This window comes from Achromobacter sp. (assembly GCF_050285565.1).
Taxonomy (GTDB): domain Bacteria; phylum Pseudomonadota; class Gammaproteobacteria; order Burkholderiales; family Burkholderiaceae_B; genus Achromobacter.
Window position 1 is genome coordinate 213,351 of record NZ_JBLZXG010000003.1, and the last position, 17,487, is coordinate 230,837.

Below are 17,487 nucleotides of genomic sequence, written 5' to 3' on the forward strand. Positions count from 1 at the left end.
GGCAGGGGAGCCTGCCCGCGAGACAGGGCTCAGGCTGAAAATCGCTTGAGAACCAGCGACGCATTGACGCCACCGAAGCCAAATCCGTTGAGCATGGCATGCTCCATGGCATGAGCGCGCGCACGTCCAGCGATCAGGTCCAGGCCGTCGGCCAACGGATCCGGATGTTCCAGGTTGAGCACGTGCGGCGCAATCTGGTCACGCAAGGCCAATATCGTGAAAATCGCGGCGGCGGCGCCAGCGGCTCCCAGCATGTGGCCGATGGCGGATTTCGTGGCCGTAATGGAGGGGCCGGAGCCTGCTCCAAACACTTGGCGAATGGCCGCCAGCTCTCCTCGGTCACCGACAAGCGTGGAGGTCGCGTGCGCATTCAGGTGTTGAATGTCATGGGGTTGCAACCGTGCCTGCCGCAACGCCGCGCGCATCGATCGGGCGGCGCCGGAACCATCTTCCGGCCCGGAAGTGACATGATAGGCATCGGCGGAAGTGCCGTAGCCTACGACTTCCGCCAGCGGCCTGGCGCCGCGAGCCAACGCATGATCCAGCGCCTCCAGCACCAAGAGTCCCGCGCCTTCGGCCATGACAAAGCCGTCCCGGGCCAGGTCAAACGGGCGGGAAGCCTTCGCGGGCTCGCTGTCGCAATGGGTCTTCACCGCCTTGGCCGCCGCAAAGCTGCCTAACGCCACTCTGTCGATGGTGGCTTCGCTGCCGCCGCAGAGCGCCATGTCGGCCTCGTCATTCCGAATCAGGCGCGCCGCATCGCCAATGGCCTGGATGCTGGCGGCACAGGCCGTCACCGGCGCTCCCAACGGACCCTTTAGCTGGTGCCTGATCGACACCTGTCCCGCCGCCAGATTGGCCAGGAAAGCCGGCACGGTGAAAGGCGACAAGCGCTGCGGCCCCTTGCCATCCGTGGTTCGCACAGCTTCGACAATGGTGCTGAAACCGCCCACACCGGAACCGATGATGGTCGCCGCGCGCTCCTGCTGCTCGGCGGTCGGATGGCGCCACTGTGCGTGCGCCAGGGCCTGATCCGCCGCGCCCAATGCAAATGCGATGAAGCGGTCCATGCGGCGTAGCTCTTTCGCCGGGATGACGGCTTCGGCGCGCCATCCGGCTTGCGGATCCTCCTCCTGGCTCGGCACCCGGCCCGCGATGGAAACGCCGGTGCCTTCGCCAACCGCCGCATCCAAGGCGCGTATTCCGGACTGGCCCGCCAGCAAGCGTTGCCAGGCCAGCTCCACATCGCATCCGAGAGGGGACACCAAGCCCAAACCGGTGATGACTACCCGACGTTCCATGCCGCACCTTCCGCAATTGAACCCAGCCCTTGCGATGGGCTGAGTGTGATGTTATTGATGATGAGCATAATCATAAATCAATTTTGATGAGGGGTATCATCTAACCTATGAAAGTCAGCAAAGCACAGGCCGCCAAGAACCGCGAAGGAATCGTGGACGCCGCCGCGCGCCTCTATCGAGAAAAGGGCCTGGATGGCGTGGGCCTGGCCGAGATCACCCGCGATGCAGGGTTGACCCATGGCGGGCTGTACCGGCACTTCGAGTCCCGGGATGCCCTCGCTCGCGAGGCCTGCACGCGCGCGTTTGAGTGGACGATTACGCCGCGAGAGGGATCGGAGTCTCCTGAGGCGGATGGCGCATCCGCGGGCGGACTCCGCGCACTGGTGCACGGCTATCTTTCCACGTTCCACCGCGATCACCCCGGCGAAGGTTGCCCTGTTGCGGCATTGGCGGCAGACGTTGCCAGGGCAGGGCCGGAAATGTCAGAGGTCTTTGCGCAGGGCGTGGAACGCAACTTTCAACGCTTCATGGGCGAGCTTCAGGGGGATGACCCGGCCAGGCGCGCGCAGGCCATCGTGACACTGAGCAGCATGGTTGGAGCATTGACCCTCGCCCGGGCCACGGCGGCGGGCAACCCGGGGCTTTCCGAAGAAATTTTGGCAACCGTGCGGGAGCGGTTGGGCGGATAGTTTTATTCTGGTGGTTGCTCTGACCCAAGTCGCCCGAGCTAGCGCTATTCGGACTGGTTCACAATCTCCGACTGCAGGGGGGTATTACTAGGGCGGCAGGGGAGGTTGCCGCACCTTCTAACTAACTCAAGCTGTTGGCTGCAAAAAAAGCCGGCGGCTCCACAGAATGATGTCGAGCTTGCTTATGCAGACGGCCACGGAAGTCCGCAGTCGGCCATAAGCTGCCATTGGCCTGCGGCAGCATTTAGCTAACTAACTCCACCTCTAATTCTCTCTGTAGCCGCCTTGAACCAAATGCAGACTAGTCGTGCCGCGGTGCGCCAACGGGCTTTCGCGGCGGGTATGGCACCGAGGTCTCGCCGGACTTCATCAGCTCGGTCACCGATGAGGTCATGGCCGAGACGATTGCCTGGCAGAACCGGCCGCTGGAGGCGATGTACCCAGTGGTGTTCTTCGATGCGCTGCGGGTCAAGATCCGCGACGACGGCGGGGTCAGCAACAGGGCGGTGTACCTAGCGCTGGGCGTGCAGGTCGACGGCCAGCGCGACGTGCTGGGCCTGTGTGTCGAGCAGACCGAGGGGGCCAAGTTCTGGCTCAAGGTCTTCAACGAACTCAAGACCCGAGGGTGGCCAATGCCAGTCCCGTCACGGATGAGCGAAGGCGCGGTCCGCGAAGCGGAGGCGCAAGCAGATGTTTCGTTTAATATCTATGTGTACGCGCTATTTGGATTTCACGAAGAAGTGCCACCAGCTTATGGAAAGCGTGCACCCGAAGTTTTCTGAATTATCTGAGCGGGAAATTTAAGGCAAGGGAGGGGACTAATGTCGCGGGCATCTTCATTCGATCAGTCTTTTTGTATAAAGACGCTTGAGCGCGTGCTATGGAAGAGAGATTTCCTTGGAGTCCCCGCTGCTGGTCAAGCGGCCCTGCGAGACCAACTTCTCAGTCAAGCGCTTGCATCTGCCATTTCCCATTTCGACCCTCCATCCCTACCCTTGGCAGGGTTCCTTCTTAAGGGAAAAAATGTTTATCGTTTGGTCAGGCATCAAGACGAGTTGGTGGAGCGAAAACTTCGACTGAACTTAAAAAGGTGTACTTCACTGGCTGCAGATGGGCGATCTCAAATCGTCAAAAATCTTAAGCTTCTCTTGGAAGAAGGGGTTCCTTATCGAATTTATCGCCTCGATATTCGATCATTTTTCGAGTCTTTCCAGAAGAGTCATATTCTTGATACCGTTTCCCGTGTCAAAAATTTGAGCCCGCATAGCAGAAAGTTAATCGAGGCGTTGCTTGACGCCCATACTGCGATTGGAGGTAGTGGTGTACCGAGGGGGCTGTCTATTAGCGCTGCGCTATCAGAAATTCTAATGCAGGACTTCGATCAGAAGATGCGCTGGGCCAGCGATATATTTTACTATTCTCGTTATGTCGATGACATCATTATTGTCTCGTCAGCAAGGGAGAATGAAATAGATTTTCTACGGAAATTGCGCTCATGCCTTCCACCTGGGCTTGAACTGAATCCTGATAAGAAAAACATTGTCGCAGCGACCGCCAGGGTGGCAAAAGAAGGCTCCACAATCGCACCGAACCTCCTTCAGTTTGACTATCTTGGTTATCAATTCTTAGTCAAAAATCCTACAAGGCAGGAAGCGGGAAAAGCTAAGGACGGAGATTTACACCGGAAAGTCCACGTGGATATTGCAAGGAAAAAAATCAAACGAATTAAAACAAGGATTGTTCGATCACTCCTGAGCTATGCCAATTCGAATGACTGGGGATTACTCCGTGATCGCATCGCATTCTTGACGCAGAACTTCAGTGTATATAACCCAAAAGCTGGCGGAAAGAAAGTCGCTGGAATATACCATAGCTACCCATTGATTTCAGAGGGTGCTGCAGGCCTAAAAGATCTGGATGGATTTCTTAGAAATGCAGTTCTATCGAAAAAAGGTCGGGTTTTTTCGATAACAAACACAATGATTTCTGCCCATCAAAAGCGCCAATTGCTCGCATACAGCTTTGCAAGAGGGCACGCGAACCGTAGTTTTATCCACTTCTCCGCAACCAGAATATCTGAGATCCAGAGTTGCTGGATTTATTAGGGCGATAAAATGAAGAAAAACCGAATTCGCCGCAGCGACTACAACAGAGTTCTCATTACGGAGACCACTCCATTCGAAACTCCAATCATCTTCTCGAATGATGGGCTCTATGACCAGATTGCCGCCCTAGATAGTGCCGGTCATGTGCAAAGTACCGTCATCAAATCTCTGGTCTTGCATGCTGGCATCAGCAAACCACCAAGTTCGACCATACCGTATACATATAAAATCAAGAAAGATTCGAAGAGTTTTCGGCGTCTTGCTCTATTGCATCCGGCCTCCCAATGGAAAGCAAGAGTTTTCTATGAAAAATATGAACAACTAATAGTTCACTATTGCTCGATAAGCCCAGCATCTATCCGTGCACCCAAAACAGTCGCGAGTAGCTTTTATTCAAAAAGCTCTTGGGAGAATATTAATAAGTATAAAACTGGCTCTATTGCCCTCGACGGACTCGACAGGTATGTCAAGCATGCACCCTCTTTTTTTTCGTACAGAGGATACGATCGCCTGTATAAATTCTTCAATTCCAGGGATTATCTTTCGTTGGAAAAAAGGTTTTCTTTTCTAAAGACGCTTGACGTTACAAAATGCTTTGACAGCATCTATACTCACTGCCTTTCCTGGGCAGTTAAAGACAAGCCTTTTACAAAATCGCACGTTGCTGTCTCCTCGACTTTTGCGCAGGAGTTTGACGGCGTCATCCGCCACGGCAATCACAATGAGACAAATGGAATTCCGATAGGCCCTGAGGTGAGTAGGATATTCGCTGAAATACTATTTCAGGAAATTGATCGACGGGTAATACAAGAGTTAGCGGACTTGAAATTTCGTCAAGACTATGAATTTCGACGCTACGTAGATGACGTTTTTATATTTGCTCGAGATGAGTCTATTGCCAATAGAATTCATGATAAGTATGTAGACGTTTTAATTGATTTTAATCTTCATACAAACACTGCGAAGTCCACATGCATAGGAAGGCCATTTTCCTCATCGAAGGCAAGGCTTGTCTATGATGCAGGACAGCAAGCCAATTCTTTTTTTGAAAAATTCCTTGAGCAAACCGGTACGGGCGTGCTCAGTCCTAAAGGTATTTATAACAAATGGAAGTTGACCAAAAGCTACATTGACTCGGTGAAGGCTCTATGTCATTCAAATGGGTCAACCTATGATGAGATTGCATCTTTCTTAATTTCAGTAATTGCTGAGCGAGTCAAGAGGTTGGTTAATCATGACGACTCTTCGAGCATCGTACAAGATGGCGAATATGTTGATGCATTTATTGTGTTGCTCGACGTATTGTTCTTTCTTTACGGCGTTGCTCCCTCTGTTGGTGCGTCGTACAAACTTAGTACGTCCTTAGTTCTGGCTGCACGATTTAGCAAGAAGCATTTACCCACCGGATATCCAACCGTACATCAAAAGATTTTTGATCTGACCTGTGCATTGCTGCATGACCAGTGTGGCATGAAACACGCCGGCGATATTGAAGGATTTGTTCACCTTGAATCTTTCAACGTCGCACTAGCAACGCGGGAGCTAGGCGATAATCATCTGTTGCCACCGGAGATTATTGATGAGCTCTTTGTAAGTGCGGGAAAATTAACATACTTCACCATTGTTGCCTCTCTGTTCTATGTGCGAGATTCCAAAGTTTACCAAGAATTGAGGGCTAAGCTTTTGGATGCAGCGGTGGGGAAATTATCTGATCTCTCTGATGTCTTGATGAATAGCGAAAAGGCCCATCTCCTACTCGACCTTCTTTCGTGCCCCTATGTTCCGGATAAGCAAAAGACCGTTTGGATAAAAAGCCTCTTTAAAATTCTTCAATTTTCCCAGCCCAGTAAAGCTGATTTGCAGTCATTTCTGACGGGCATTAGTACGAGCCATGCGCAGGTGGATTGGAAGGACATTGATCTGCTCAATTCTTTAGAGAAGAAGGAGCTGAAACAGGCGTATTAGGTTACACTTCGCATCGAAGGAAGGGTGTCCCCTCATCATCTACCGGTTCACCGGTAGATGAAGCCGGTTTTCGCAAGGGAGCCATTCAGTACCGACTCGTGCGTATGGCCAGTAATGGCAGGAAATACGGGGCGGTGCTTGAGCGGTGCACAAGTCACTTCGATGGCTTGTGCATCCACACACTCAGTGGGGCCCCTTCCTTCACCTCCCTTTATCGGAGCAAAAAGGGGCTGAACCCAGGCTGAGATCAGGCCACGTTCAGCGAAGGACGTAGGGTCGTTACCGGCGACAATGACATGATCCAGCGTGCTCACCTCTATCACCTCGCGACGGCTTAGGATGCCGGCTCGGATGATTGTGCGAGAGGATCACCGCCGCTGCATTGAGCCGCAGCGCCTCCGTGATCACCTCGCGCGGATGCACCGAGGCATTGTCGACAGTGCCGTGGAATATTTCCCGGGACTCGATGAGCCGATGGTGCGTATCCAGAAACAGCACCGCAAACACTTCATGCTCGAAACCTGTCAGCCTATCGCGCAGGTACTCCTTGGCGATCATCGGGGAAGTGATAACCGCTAATGGGCAGCAATTGTCATCGACTCATGCTCGCTTGCGACCTAGATTGTCGATCCGGTGGATTTAGAGTCGGTGCGACACACGGAGGCTACCTGCCCGGTCACGTACACCTCCTTTAATCGATGCCAAATTAGGGTCAACATCCAATCTTCCTCTTCCGTCGCTGTAGAGTTCTAAACGTCAGACTCAGGAACTTCGTCGCTCGCCAAGGCCTTGGTTGGAATACAAAGGTAGGCCTTTTCTCCATTTTCAATCATTAGCATCGATGTAGGGATGTCGTCAAATCTACTTCCTGGAAAAAATCCTTTAATCATGGAAATGATGAAGTCCATTTTTACCGCAAAAATTGTATTCTCACTGCGATGCCACGAAACCAAAATTCCTGCTAAAGCAGGATTGTGCGGAAGTTCAGTTGTGAGAATCCAAAGCGCTCCGCCACTCATTCCATATGCATCGGGCCCATCCGGATGGTCATATCTCAATGCCAATGTAAATGAGTTATTTGAATTTAACGCATTAGTTCCACGCTTCTCTGTAAGTTTATCTGTGAAAAAGCAGAGAAAGTGGGGGGCGGGCTTATATTTAGGAAATGCGCGATTTTTCGAGGCTGGAAATCCACTTAATGCGTATAAGCTCTTGAGTGATGCGCCTCGATCGACGAATATTGCTTCCGGCTTTAAGAAATTTTCGTCAGGAATGGCTTGAAACCTATCCCTCTGTATTTTTATGATAGAAACATCGAGTTCCCTTGGAATTTCGACTTCGTCATATCCAACAATGTCCTCTTCTATTCGTATAAATTTGTTGTCGAGCCAGTTGAAGAGGTAAAGCTCATGATCGGCTGCGTCGTGCCTCAGGTTCGTGACGTGCGATGCAGTGACTAGGAAGTGGTTTTTGCCATCGCCAATCGCTACGCAGGTTCCCTGGATCTCGAAAGATCCGCGGACCTTCGTCGCTATCGGAAATTGGTGGTTCCTTGCCACAACTCCTAACTCCTGCATAAGTTCACTTTCGGCTTGGGGTTCCATTATTTACTCGGCAATAACTAACGACATGAGAGCTTATCATAAGAATATAGATCGTCAATGTGTCTTCTCGGTCCAATATCTGGTGTTCTGTGCGTGTATTAAATCCCTATGCTAGTTCGATTGCACTAAGGGCTGTAATTCGCTCGAAATCCCTGTTGTGTTGCTAGATACATTCTTTCAGATTAATGAATATTCGTATGGCGGGGTGGTATTGATTGCCGTGTTGAACGCCCCGAGTTGATGGGCCCGTTAACTACGGTCTCTGCCCCAGATTGGAGTATGCGTGGCGGAGAACCTCTCGCCGACAGCTGTGCTTTCCGACCGGCTACTTCTGGCCAAAAGCTGTCATTTATCCCGCTACCTGCTTGCCGGCATAAGTAGCCAAATTGTCCATCCCTTTCTCCACCCCACACCACTCCTTCCCGTATACTCCCCCCACTACCGCACCAACGGTAGTCCCGGAATGGAAGCCGGGTAAGCTATAGGCGGGACAGCCGCCGCTCAGGCGGCGTTTTCATGTCCAGCGTCTACGCGCGTCCCTATGGGCGGGCCTGGACGGGGGTGCGCTTGCGCACGCCGGGTCCTATAGCTCCGGTCTTCCAACCCTGTCTTGTGCCCGCCCGCCCCGTTTGGAAGCGAGGAGGCGGGTCTCCACTCGCTATAGGAGGCAGCCCCATGCTGCACCCCCTCACCCAAAACCCCTGGCTAATCGACACCGACCGCGAATCCGGCCGCGTCTCCCTATCCCACCTCCACCAACTAGACCGCACCCGCTACGCGATCCAGACCATCGCCCGCATGGTCGGCAACAGCGCCGCCGAACCTGACGCCACCGGCTCCCCACCGCTAGACCCCTGGGCAATCACCGCCCTGATGGGCGGCGTCGAAAGCCTCTGCGAACACCTCGGCACCCTGACCGAAGCCATGCTCGACCAGGCCCTGCAAGCCGACGGCGACAGGGAAGCCCCCAACCCCACCCACAACGCTCCCCCCTTGATCCAATAACATCCACGAAAATAATTCCTACATAACCGGGAATTTATATCGTTTTGAGGATCGCCCCGCGAGGCCTTGTAATGCGTGTTCGCTTATTGCCGTTCACGCCTTCAAGAAAATTCCTCGCTATGAATCCCATCGGATACCGCATTCTTCCCCGGACCGCGCCGGCCGTCGCCGCTGACGTGCTGGCCGGTTTTGCCGCCATTGGCTCGGCCCAGATCAGCGATTGCATGAACCGCCTGTACGGCGTCAGCGGGCTGCGTCCGCTGCACGCCGGCAACCAGCGCACGGTTGGCCTGGCGCTGACCGTGAAGACGCGGCCGGGCGATAACCTGATGATCCACAAGGCGATTTCGCTGGGAGGCGCGGGCGATGTGATCGTGGTCGATGGCGCGGGCGATACCAGCAATGCGCTGGTCGGCGAATTGATGATGATGGACGCGCAGGGGCGCGGCATTGCCGGGTTCGTGATCGACGGCGCGGTGCGAGACCTGGACGTGTTCGCGCAGGGGCAGTTCGGCTGCTTTGCGCGCGCCGTGTCGCACAAGGGGCCGTACAAGGACGGCCCGGGCGAGATCAATGTGCCGGTGTCGGTGGGCGGGCAGGTGGTCAACCCGGGCGACGTGGTGGTCGGCGATGCCGACGGCGTGGTGGTGATTCCCGCCGAGCATGCCGCGGCGGTGCTGGCGCTGGCGACCAAGAAGGAAGCCGACGAGGCGGTGGCCAAGGAAAAGCTGCGCGCCGGCACCTACACCAAGCCCTGGCTGGAAAAGACGCTGGCCGAGAAGACGGGAGCCGCGAAATGACGCAAACCCCGATCCAAGCCCAGACCCCGGCGCAAACCCAGACCCAGCCCGCGCAAGCCACCAGCATCGTCGCCGACCGCATCAAGCGCATCAAGCTGTCACCCAGCGTGGCGGCGCGCGCCATCATCGCCGAACTGCGCGAGCAGGGCCGGCGCATCATCGACCTGACGATTGGCGAGCCGGATTTCTCGACGCCGGAGCATATCCGCCAGGCGGCCACGGCGGCGATGAACCGGGGCGAGACCAAGTATCCGCCGGCCCAGGGCACGGTGGCGCTGCGCAAGGCGGCGCGGGCGCATCTGCTGGAAGCGACCGGCGTCGATTACCCGGCGGCGCGCATCATTGTCAGCACGGGCGCCAAGCAGGTGATTTTCAACGGGCTGGCGGCGACGCTGAACGACGGCGACGAGGTGCTGATTCCGGCGCCGTTCTGGGTGTCGTATCCGGACATGGTGCTGGTCAATGGCGGCGTGCCGGTGGCGGTGCCGACCACGCCGGCCACGGATTACAAGCTGACGCCCGAGGCGCTGGAGCGCGCCATCACGCCGCGCACCAAGTGGCTGATGATGAACGCGCCCAGCAATCCGACCGGCTCGGTCTACACTGCCGACGAGCTGCGCGGGCTGACCGCGGTGCTGGAACGCCATCCGCACGTCTGGCTGATGACGGACGATATCTATGCGCGCCTGAACTTCACCGGCGAGCCCACGGTGCATCCGTTGCAGGTGGCGCCGGCGCTGGCGGCGCGCACGCTGGTGATCAATGGCGTGTCCAAGGCCTATGCGATGACGGGCTGGCGCATCGGTTACGGCGCCGGGCCGGACGAACTGATCAAGGCCATGGCGATTCTGCAGTCGCAGAGTACGTCGGGCGCGTCGTCGGTGAGCCAGGCGGCGGCGCTGGAGGCGCTGTCGGGGCCGCAGGATTGCGTGACGGAGTTCGCGCGGGTGTTCCGCGAGCGCCGTGATCTGGCGGTGGCGGAGCTGTCGGGCACGCCGGGGCTGGAGATCGTGGTGCCGCAGGGCGCGTTCTACGTGTTTCCGGATTGCTCGGGGCTGCTGGGCAGGCGCACGCCGGCCGGTGACGAGATCCGCAGCGATACCGACCTGACGCATTACCTGCTGCGCGAGGCGGGGGCGGCGGTGATCGACGGCCATGCCTATGGCGCGCCGGGCACGTTCCGCCTGTCGTTCGCGGCGTCGCTGGACGATATCCGGCAGGGCTGCGCGGCGATCCGCGAGGCCTGCGCCAAGCTCGCCTGATTGTTCCCCGGCCCGCCAACGAGCGGGCCGGTTCTGTTTTTTGTTCAAACCACAACACAAGGGGAATCACCATGAAACGCCATTCACTTATCGCCGTCTGCCTGGGTTTGGCCGCGCTGTCGCTGGGCGCCGGCGCCCGTGCCGATCAGGTGGCCGACATCAAGGCCCGCGGCGAATTGATCTGCGGCACGCTGGGCACGTCGCAGCCGTTCAGCTTCCAGGATGCGACGACGCGCCAGTTGGTGGGCTATGACGTCGACGTGTGCAAGCTGGTGGCCGACAAGCTGGGCGTGAAGGTCAGCTACAAGCTGCTGTCGGTGGCGGCGCGCGTGCCGGAGCTGAACGAGGGCCGCGTCGATATCCTGGCGGCGAACCTGGGGTATTCGCCGGACCGCGCCCAGCAGATCGCCTTCAGCCATGCGTACTACGTCAGCCCGCAGAAGCTGCTGGTGCGCAAGGATTCGGGGCTGGACACGATCGAATCGCTGAACGGCCGCCGCGTCGGCGCGACCAAGGGTTCCAGTTCGGAACGCGAGATCAAGCGCATTCTGGACAAGTCGCAGGTGATTGGCTACGGCGACAGCTCGGCCACGTACCTGGCGCTGCAACAGAAGAAGGTGGACGCGCAGTTCGCGTCGGAACTGGTGCTGGTGCGCCTGGTGCTGCAAAGCCCGCCGACGGCGCCGGTCAGCGTGATCGCCAAGTCGGTGTTTGACGAACCGTGGGGCCTGGGCGTGCGCAAGTCCGAGCCGGGTATGCTGAATGTGGTGAACCAGGCGCTGGATGAGGCCGAAAGCTCGGGCGTGGCCGCGCAGCTGTTCGACAAGTGGTTCGGCCCGCAGACGCCGTACAAGCTCGAACGCGGCTTCAAGATCGGCCCCATCGCGGGCTGAGTGCCGGTGCCCGCGCAATGAGCTTACTTGACGCTTCGCAATACCAGCTGCTGTTAAGCGGCATGGGGGTGACGCTGCAGCTGTTCCTGGTGTCCTGGGTGATGGCGTTCACCATCGCGGTGACGCTGGTGGTGGTGCGCGCCACCAACCTGGCGCCGTGCCGCTGGCTGGTCGACGCCTATGTGGAATACCACCGCAACGTGCCGCTGCTGGTGCAGGTGCTGTTCTGGTACTTCGGCATGCCCGAGCTGCTGCCGGAAGGTTTCCGGCTGTGGCTGTACCAGCACAACGCCGAGATGTCGCTGGCGGCGATCGCGCTGGCGCTGGGGTCGGCCGCCTATATCGCGGAGGACATCCGCAGCGGGCTGCGCGCCATTCCCGGCACGCAGTTCGAGGCGGCGCGGGCGCTGGGCGCCAGCTACCTGCAATGCATGCGCTTCGTGATCGTGCCGCAGGCGGTGCGGATTTCCATTCCGCCGCTGGTGGGGCGCGCCTTGCTGCTGTTCAAGAACACCAGCGTGGCCATGGCCATCGGCGTGATGGAGCTGACCTACCAGGCGCGCGAGATCGAGAACGAAACCTATCGAACCTTCGCCACGTTTGGCGCCGCGACCATCATGTACCTGCTGGGATCTTTCCTGATCATGCTGATCGGCTCGCGCATCTATGCGCGCTACCGCCTGAACCAGGGAGGCCACGGTGCTTGATCTTTTGTCGCAATACTGGCCGACGCTGCTGGTCGGCCAATACCCCAATGGCCCGCTGGGCGGGCTGGCGCTGACGCTGATCCTGGCGTTGTGCGGCCTGGCGCTGTCGTTGCCGCTGGCGCTGGCGATCGCGCTGGCGCGGGTCAGTCCGTTTGGCTGGCTGCGCGTGGCCAGCAAGACGCTGGTCAACGTGGTGCGCGGCATGCCGCTGCTGATGCTGATCTTCTGGGCCTATTTCGTCATTCCGAAGCTGACGGGGCAGGTCATCAGCGGCTTCTGGACGCTGATCGCGGCGCTGGTGGTGTACGAGAGCGCCTATCTGTCGGAGGTGATCCGCTCGGGCATCGAGGCGGTGCCGCGCGGCCAGATCGAGGCCTCGCGCTCGCTGGGCGTGGGCTACTGGACCACGATGCGCCGGGTGGTGCTGCCTCAGGCGCTGTTCAACGTGCTGCCCAGCATGACCAGCCAGTTCGTCTCGACCATCAAGGAGACCTCGCTGGGCTATGTGATCAGCGTGAACGAACTGACGTTTGCCGCCAACCAGGTCAACAACCTGGTGCTGACCCAGCCGCTGCAGGTGTTCGGCATCCTGGCCATCATCTACTTCCTGGTGTGCTTCAGCCTGAGCCGCGGCCTGTCGTGGCTGGACCTGCGCATCCGCCGCCAGCGCGCCATGGCCTAGGGCCGGCGCTTATCGGAATTCATCATGATCAAGCTTGAGAAAGTCAATAAATGGTACGGCGCGCACCACGTCCTGAAGGACGTGGATCTGTCGGTGGCGCGCGGCGAGGTGCTGGTGGTGTGCGGGCCGTCGGGCTCGGGCAAGTCCACCATGATCCGCACCATCAACCGGCTGGAGCCGATCGAGAAGGGCCGCATCCTGATCGACGACGCCGACATCTACGCCAAGGGCGTCAACCTGAACGCGCTGCGCCAGAAGATCGGTTTCGTGTTCCAGCAGTTCAACCTGTTTCCGCACATGAGCGTGCTGGACAACGTGGTGTTCGCGCCGGTCAACATCCGCAAGCAGCCGCGCAAGCAGGCCACCGAGCTGGCGCGCCAACTGCTGGCGCGGGTGGGGCTGGAGCACAAGATCGACGCCTATCCCGGTTCGCTGTCGGGCGGCCAGCAGTAGCGCGTGGCGATCGCCCGGGCGCTGGCGCTGCAACCGCCGGTGATGCTGTTCGACGAGCCCACCAGCGCGCTCGACCCGGAGATGGTGGGCGAGGTGCTGCAGGTGATGAAGGGCCTGGCCAAGGACGGCATGACCATGGTCTGCGTGACGCACGAGATGGGTTTCGCGCGGGACGTGTGCGACCGGGTGGTGTTCATGGACGCGGGCGAGATCCTGGAGATGGACACGCCGGAGCGCTTTTTCAGCGCGCCGCGGCATCCGCGGGCGCAGCGGTTCCTGGCGGATATCTTGCATCCGCGCGGGTAGGGCGGGGCGCGGAGCCTGCCGCCCGTGCAACGTTCCGATTGCGGACCGGATGGCAGCCGCGCGCCTGTCGACGATAATGTGAGGGTTCTTCATGCATTTCACATCCACCGCCGCGATGTACACCCTCAAACAGTTGGAGGCGTTCTACTGGAGCTCGCAACTGGGCAGCTTCAGCGCGTCTTCGCGCAAGCTGCACACCACCCAGTCGGCGGTCGCCAAGCGGGTGGGCGAGCTGGAGGCCTTTGCCGGCGCGCCGCTGTTCGAGCGCCGCGCCAAGAAGCTGGTGCTGACGGCGCAGGGCCGCAAGCTGTTCGAGCTGGCGCGCGAGATGCTGGACCTGAACAGCCGCATCGTGCGGAACATGGCCGACCCGGCCAGCTTCGAGGGCGTGGTGCGGCTGGGCGTGACCGAGCTGGTCGGCATGACCTGGCTGGCGCGGCTGGTCAGCCAGATCAGCCTGCGCTATCCCAAGGTGCAGCTTATGCCGGAGATCGACGGCGGCATCACGCTGTACGAACGACTGGAGCAGGACCAGCTGGACCTGGCGATCATGCCGGGGCCGTTCTGGAGCTACCAGTACGACTGCGTCCACCTGGGCGCGGTGACCAACGTGTGGATGGCCAGCCCGTCGCTGGACATCGACTTTGCGGCGCGGCTGGCGCCGCAGGACCTGGCGCCGTATCCGGTGATCTCGCAGCCGACCAATTCGGCGCTGTCGCATCTGTACGATGCCTGGTTCGCCGAGCAGGGCCTGTCGGTCAAGCGGGTGCTGACCTGTAACAGCCTGGGCATGATGGCGCAGTTGACCATGCTGGGGCTGGGCATCAGCTACCTGCCGGGGGCGTATTTCGCGCCGCTGGTCGAGCGCGGGGCGTTGTGCCGGCTGGATGTGCAGCCGGATTTGCCCACGATCAATTACTACGCGGTGCACAAGAAGAGCATCGTCAATCCGGTGGTGTCGCGGGTGATCGATATTGCGCGCGAGGAATGCGCGTTTGAAGTGGCGGGGGATTTTCTGCCGCATGTGCCACCGGCGGTGCGGGGGCGCGGGGAGTAGCAGGGGACGGGCGCTGCAACGGATCGGCGCTATTTAGCGCGCTTTGGTTTCAACGCCCCTCGAATATGCTTCTATTCGCACACGCCCACGGCCTTGGCGCCGTAGGTTGCTTCGCTCTTGGTGTAGCGGTCGCCCGCGCTCGACGACAACTGCTGGATCAGGCCTTTGCACGAAAAACCCGTCATATCCACATAATTCTGTGCGGATCTGGCGGCCTGCTTGTTCCAATCCACCTTGAGGCTGTCCACCGCGATTGTGGCATCCGCAACCTTGTATCCGTCACCCGCGTCCGACGAAAGCTGCTGAATCAATCCACTGCGTGAAAATCCGGCAAAACTGAGGTATTGCTTGGCCGAGCGCACGGCATTCTTTTGAGGAATGGTCAGTTCTTGAGCCCAGGCGGAAGTCGTGCCAAGGGTTGCAAGAGTGATAAGGGAGATGCATGCGCGCGCTATCGTCTTTTTCATATCCAGTTTTATTGTGAGGTGATATTGAAATGCGATCTCGAATCTGCCATTCGGTTATTCCGGAAGGGAGCCGCTTCTTCAGATTTTCGCGATGTTTTTTATCGGAAAGGTTGAATGGCCGAGTGGAGAATGAAACGTAAATATACACTGCCAATAAAATCCGCATGTAACGGCGCTATCTGAATCCGAATCCGTCAGTGGCCATGGATACTGCGCGCAGGGAATGCGCGTCCGAGGTGGCGTGGATTTCCTGCCGTATGCCGCCCGGCAATCTCCCTTCGGACACCCCATGTTCCAACTACGGCAACTGAAGATCTTCCTGGCGGCAGTCGAAACATTGAGCTTCACGCAGGCCGCCAAGCGGGTCCACCTGTCCCAGCCCTGCGTCACGGAGCAGGTGCGGGCGCTGGAGGCAAGCGGCGGCCAGCCGCTGTTCATCCGCCACAACAACCGTTTGGAATTGACCCCGGCGGGCGCGCCGACGGCTATCCGTTCAGCAGCCTCCCCAATCAAGACTCCCCGGCTCCGGGCACACCCACGACCCTTGCAACCGCTCCCGGATCTGCGCCAGGCTCTGTTCCACCAGCAGTTGCCCATCGCGAAACACCGGCACCAACGCGCCGCCCGCCGCCTGTTCCGGCGTTTGCTGGTCACGCAACACGTACCCCGTCGCCGTTTCATCCACCCGCAGCAACCCCTTGGCCGACCGCTTCACGCCGGAGTCCGTCACGGGGTCCTTCACCAGTTCCTGCGGTTCGCCGTTGACCTCGGCATGCGTCGCCTTGAGCGCCCAGCCGAAGCTGTCGCGGGTCAAGTATTGGTAGGTGTAGGAGCCGATGCCCAGGACCACGTTGCCGGAGGCAAAGCCCTTTCTTTCCAGCCGCACCAGGATATCGCGGCCGCGCGCCAGCGTGATGGAATCGCCGTAGATCAGGCCGACGTGCGGATCCAGCAGCTTGTAGCCGCGCTCGGTCACGACGCCGCCGAAGATGTCCCACAGGCATTGCACGGCGCCTTTGACTTCGGCTTCGCGCAGCGCCTGGCTGGGGCGTGCGTCGTCGTCCAGTCGCCACCAGGCGCCCGTCGCGGCGTCGCGCACCGCCTCGAAGCCGTCGCGGCGGGCGGCGGCCAGGGCGGTGGTGTCTTCGAGGCTCGCCACGTCGGTGCAGAAGTAGCCGGTCAGGATTTTCACGGGATCGCCGGAGTCCGGGCGGAACACCACCTTGGCGTTGCCGAAGGGATCGGGCTGGCGCGCCAGGATTGCCGACTTCAATGCGGCGGCGAAGTCCGTGACCACTTGCCAGAAGTCCCAGGTGTCCGACACCACCGACACGATGCCGGCCGGGTAGACCTGCGTGACCAGGCGGCGGATGGTTTCGATTTCGCCTTCCTTGCTGCCCAGGCACATGACCGAGTGTTCGGTGGCGGGCACCGAGCCGCCGACCAGTTCGCGGTCCGAATCGGCGCCGTACAGGTCTTCCAGGTAGTCGATGGCGGGAATGGTGTCGGTGCCGGTGAACGACAGCAGGTGGCCGGCGCCGCTCTTGCGGGCGTCGTACAGGCCGGCCATGCCGCGCATCGAGAAGTCGTGGCCCTGCCAGTTGACGAAGTCCATCGGGCTGCCGGTCAGGCGGGCGAAGTAGGTCAAGAGCTTGCGGTACTCGAAGGCGATGGTGGCCACGGTGGACGGCTTCCACGATTCGCAACTGAACAGCGTTTCGATGTAGGTGACCAGCCAGGCGAATTCCGGCTTCGTATTGACGAAAGTGACGGGCGGCACGCGGATGTCGACGCGGGCGCCTTCGGGCAGGGAGCGGATTTCCAGCGGCAGGTAGCCCAGTTCGTACAACGCTTGCAGGTGGTCGACGGTGACCGCGCCCTTGCCTAGCGCGTTGTCGACGCGACGCTGATATTGGCGCACGGCCGCCCCGGCGGGCTTGCCGAAGAATTCGCGGTTGAACAGGTCGATCAGGATTTCCTTGATGAAGCCTTGCAGGCCGAACCAGACGATCTTGTTGTCGAACAGTTCCGGCAGCACGGGCGCCAGCCGGGCCGAGCGCGGCGTGAAGTTGGCCAGGATCCTGTTGGTGCCTTGGGGGTACTGGAAGGGGTGGCCGGTCTTGTAGAAGTCGGCTTGCAGCAAGGGGTTGATGCCGTTCTTGGTAGAGGCGGGGGCGTTCATGGTGTGGAC

The 17,487-nt window shown here is 59.1% G+C and carries 14 protein-coding genes and 4 pseudogenes; 13 read left to right on the forward strand and 5 right to left on the reverse strand.

What is annotated here, in order from left to right:
* Positions 1 to 29: 29 nt before the first annotated feature.
* On the reverse strand, positions 30 to 1,301 hold the full coding sequence (gene fabF, locus ACN6O8_RS06910) for a beta-ketoacyl-ACP synthase II (RefSeq protein WP_427990331.1): 1,272 nt from the start codon (positions 1,299 to 1,301) through the stop codon (positions 30 to 32).
* 107 nt (positions 1,302 to 1,408) lie between these two features.
* On the opposite strand from fabF, the gene ACN6O8_RS06915 reads away from it, so the two are divergent.
* From ACN6O8_RS06915 to drt3b, 4 genes and pseudogenes are all read left to right on the forward strand, one after another.
* Entirely contained in the window at positions 1,409 to 1,990 is a 582-nt protein-coding gene (locus ACN6O8_RS06915) for a TetR/AcrR family transcriptional regulator (protein WP_427990332.1), read from the forward strand.
* A 341-nt stretch (positions 1,991 to 2,331) separates the two neighbouring features.
* Positions 2,332 to 2,616, forward strand: a pseudogene (locus tag ACN6O8_RS06920) (transposase); the annotation flags it as partial.
* Between the two features lie 195 nt (positions 2,617 to 2,811).
* Positions 2,812 to 4,095, forward strand: coding sequence for an antiviral reverse transcriptase Drt3a (gene drt3a, locus ACN6O8_RS06925; protein WP_427990333.1), 1,284 nt, complete (start codon positions 2,812 to 2,814; stop codon positions 4,093 to 4,095).
* A gap of 9 nt (positions 4,096 to 4,104) precedes the next feature.
* A complete protein-coding gene (drt3b, locus tag ACN6O8_RS06930; protein WP_427990334.1) occupies positions 4,105 to 6,060 on the forward strand; it encodes an antiviral reverse transcriptase Drt3b in 1,956 nt (651 codons plus the stop codon).
* 245 nt (positions 6,061 to 6,305) lie between these two features.
* Here the strand turns inward: drt3b and ACN6O8_RS06935 are convergent.
* A pseudogene (locus ACN6O8_RS06935) lies at positions 6,306 to 6,636 on the reverse strand (JAB domain-containing protein); the annotation flags it as partial.
* A gap of 173 nt (positions 6,637 to 6,809) precedes the next feature.
* On the reverse strand, positions 6,810 to 7,664 hold the full coding sequence (locus ACN6O8_RS06940) for a hypothetical protein (RefSeq protein ID WP_427990335.1): 855 nt from the start codon (positions 7,662 to 7,664) through the stop codon (positions 6,810 to 6,812).
* Positions 7,665 to 8,339: 675 nt separating this feature from the next.
* On the opposite strand from ACN6O8_RS06940, the gene ACN6O8_RS06945 reads away from it, so the two are divergent.
* The 8 genes and pseudogenes from ACN6O8_RS06945 to ACN6O8_RS06980 all read left to right on the forward strand — a co-directional run bounded on the left by ACN6O8_RS06945 (position 8,340) and on the right by ACN6O8_RS06980 (position 14,829).
* Entirely contained in the window at positions 8,340 to 8,669 is a 330-nt protein-coding gene (locus ACN6O8_RS06945) for a hypothetical protein (protein WP_427990336.1), read from the forward strand.
* A 119-nt stretch (positions 8,670 to 8,788) separates the two neighbouring features.
* The gene (locus ACN6O8_RS06950; protein WP_427990337.1) at positions 8,789 to 9,469 is read left to right on the forward strand and encodes an RraA family protein; all 681 of its coding nucleotides are present in this window, start codon (positions 8,789 to 8,791) and stop codon (positions 9,467 to 9,469) included.
* Positions 9,466 to 10,731 carry an aminotransferase class I/II-fold pyridoxal phosphate-dependent enzyme gene (locus ACN6O8_RS06955; protein ID WP_427990338.1) on the forward strand — a complete coding sequence of 422 codons (1,266 nt, stop codon included), beginning with the start codon at positions 9,466 to 9,468 and terminating at the stop codon, positions 10,729 to 10,731. Before ACN6O8_RS06950 ends, ACN6O8_RS06955 begins: the two co-directional genes overlap by 4 nt.
* Before the next feature lie 71 nt (positions 10,732 to 10,802).
* Entirely contained in the window at positions 10,803 to 11,624 is an 822-nt protein-coding gene (locus ACN6O8_RS06960; RefSeq protein WP_427990339.1) for an ABC transporter substrate-binding protein, read from the forward strand.
* Positions 11,625 to 11,641: 17 nt separating this feature from the next.
* Positions 11,642 to 12,331, forward strand: coding sequence for an amino acid ABC transporter permease (locus ACN6O8_RS06965; RefSeq protein ID WP_054417453.1), 690 nt, complete (start codon positions 11,642 to 11,644; stop codon positions 12,329 to 12,331).
* Entirely contained in the window at positions 12,324 to 13,013 is a 690-nt protein-coding gene (locus tag ACN6O8_RS06970; RefSeq protein ID WP_059270862.1) for an amino acid ABC transporter permease, read from the forward strand. The genes ACN6O8_RS06965 and ACN6O8_RS06970 overlap by 8 nt, the downstream gene beginning before the upstream one ends.
* 24 nt (positions 13,014 to 13,037) lie before the next feature.
* Positions 13,038 to 13,772 (forward strand): annotated as a pseudogene (locus ACN6O8_RS06975) (amino acid ABC transporter ATP-binding protein).
* A gap of 115 nt (positions 13,773 to 13,887) precedes the next feature.
* A complete protein-coding gene (locus ACN6O8_RS06980; RefSeq protein WP_427990679.1) occupies positions 13,888 to 14,829 on the forward strand; it encodes a LysR family transcriptional regulator in 942 nt (313 codons plus the stop codon).
* A 71-nt stretch (positions 14,830 to 14,900) separates the two neighbouring features.
* Here ACN6O8_RS06980 and ACN6O8_RS06985 read toward each other — a convergent pair whose 3' ends face one another.
* The gene (locus ACN6O8_RS06985; protein ID WP_427990340.1) at positions 14,901 to 15,296 is read right to left on the reverse strand and encodes an Ltp family lipoprotein; all 396 of its coding nucleotides are present in this window, start codon (positions 15,294 to 15,296) and stop codon (positions 14,901 to 14,903) included.
* A gap of 289 nt (positions 15,297 to 15,585) precedes the next feature.
* Here ACN6O8_RS06985 and ACN6O8_RS06990 point away from each other — a divergent pair.
* A pseudogene (locus tag ACN6O8_RS06990) lies at positions 15,586 to 15,759 on the forward strand (helix-turn-helix domain-containing protein); the annotation flags it as partial.
* A 30-nt stretch (positions 15,760 to 15,789) separates the two neighbouring features.
* Here ACN6O8_RS06990 and ACN6O8_RS06995 read toward each other — a convergent pair.
* A complete protein-coding gene (locus ACN6O8_RS06995) occupies positions 15,790 to 17,478 on the reverse strand; it encodes a nicotinate phosphoribosyltransferase (RefSeq protein ID WP_427990341.1) in 1,689 nt (562 codons plus the stop codon).
* Between the last annotated feature and the right edge of the window lie 9 nt (positions 17,479 to 17,487).

Coding starts and splice junctions, on each gene's coding strand:
- fabF (WP_427990331.1), bottom strand. CDS start 1,301: ATGGAACGTCGGGTAGTCATCACCGGTTTGGGCTTGGTGTCCCCTCTC.
- ACN6O8_RS06915 (WP_427990332.1), top strand. CDS start 1,409: ATGAAAGTCAGCAAAGCACAGGCCGCCAAGAACCGCGAAGGAATCGTG.
- drt3a (WP_427990333.1), top strand. CDS start 2,812: ATGTCGCGGGCATCTTCATTCGATCAGTCTTTTTGTATAAAGACGCTT.
- drt3b (WP_427990334.1), top strand. CDS start 4,105: ATGAAGAAAAACCGAATTCGCCGCAGCGACTACAACAGAGTTCTCATT.
- ACN6O8_RS06940 (WP_427990335.1), bottom strand. CDS start 7,664: ATGGAACCCCAAGCCGAAAGTGAACTTATGCAGGAGTTAGGAGTTGTG.
- ACN6O8_RS06945 (WP_427990336.1), top strand. CDS start 8,340: ATGCTGCACCCCCTCACCCAAAACCCCTGGCTAATCGACACCGACCGC.
- ACN6O8_RS06950 (WP_427990337.1), top strand. CDS start 8,789: ATGAATCCCATCGGATACCGCATTCTTCCCCGGACCGCGCCGGCCGTC.
- ACN6O8_RS06955 (WP_427990338.1), top strand. CDS start 9,466: ATGACGCAAACCCCGATCCAAGCCCAGACCCCGGCGCAAACCCAGACC.
- ACN6O8_RS06960 (WP_427990339.1), top strand. CDS start 10,803: ATGAAACGCCATTCACTTATCGCCGTCTGCCTGGGTTTGGCCGCGCTG.
- ACN6O8_RS06965 (WP_054417453.1), top strand. CDS start 11,642: ATGAGCTTACTTGACGCTTCGCAATACCAGCTGCTGTTAAGCGGCATG.
- ACN6O8_RS06980 (WP_427990679.1), top strand. CDS start 13,888: ATGTACACCCTCAAACAGTTGGAGGCGTTCTACTGGAGCTCGCAACTG.
- ACN6O8_RS06985 (WP_427990340.1), bottom strand. CDS start 15,296: ATGAAAAAGACGATAGCGCGCGCATGCATCTCCCTTATCACTCTTGCA.
- ACN6O8_RS06995 (WP_427990341.1), bottom strand. CDS start 17,478: ATGAACGCCCCCGCCTCTACCAAGAACGGCATCAACCCCTTGCTGCAA.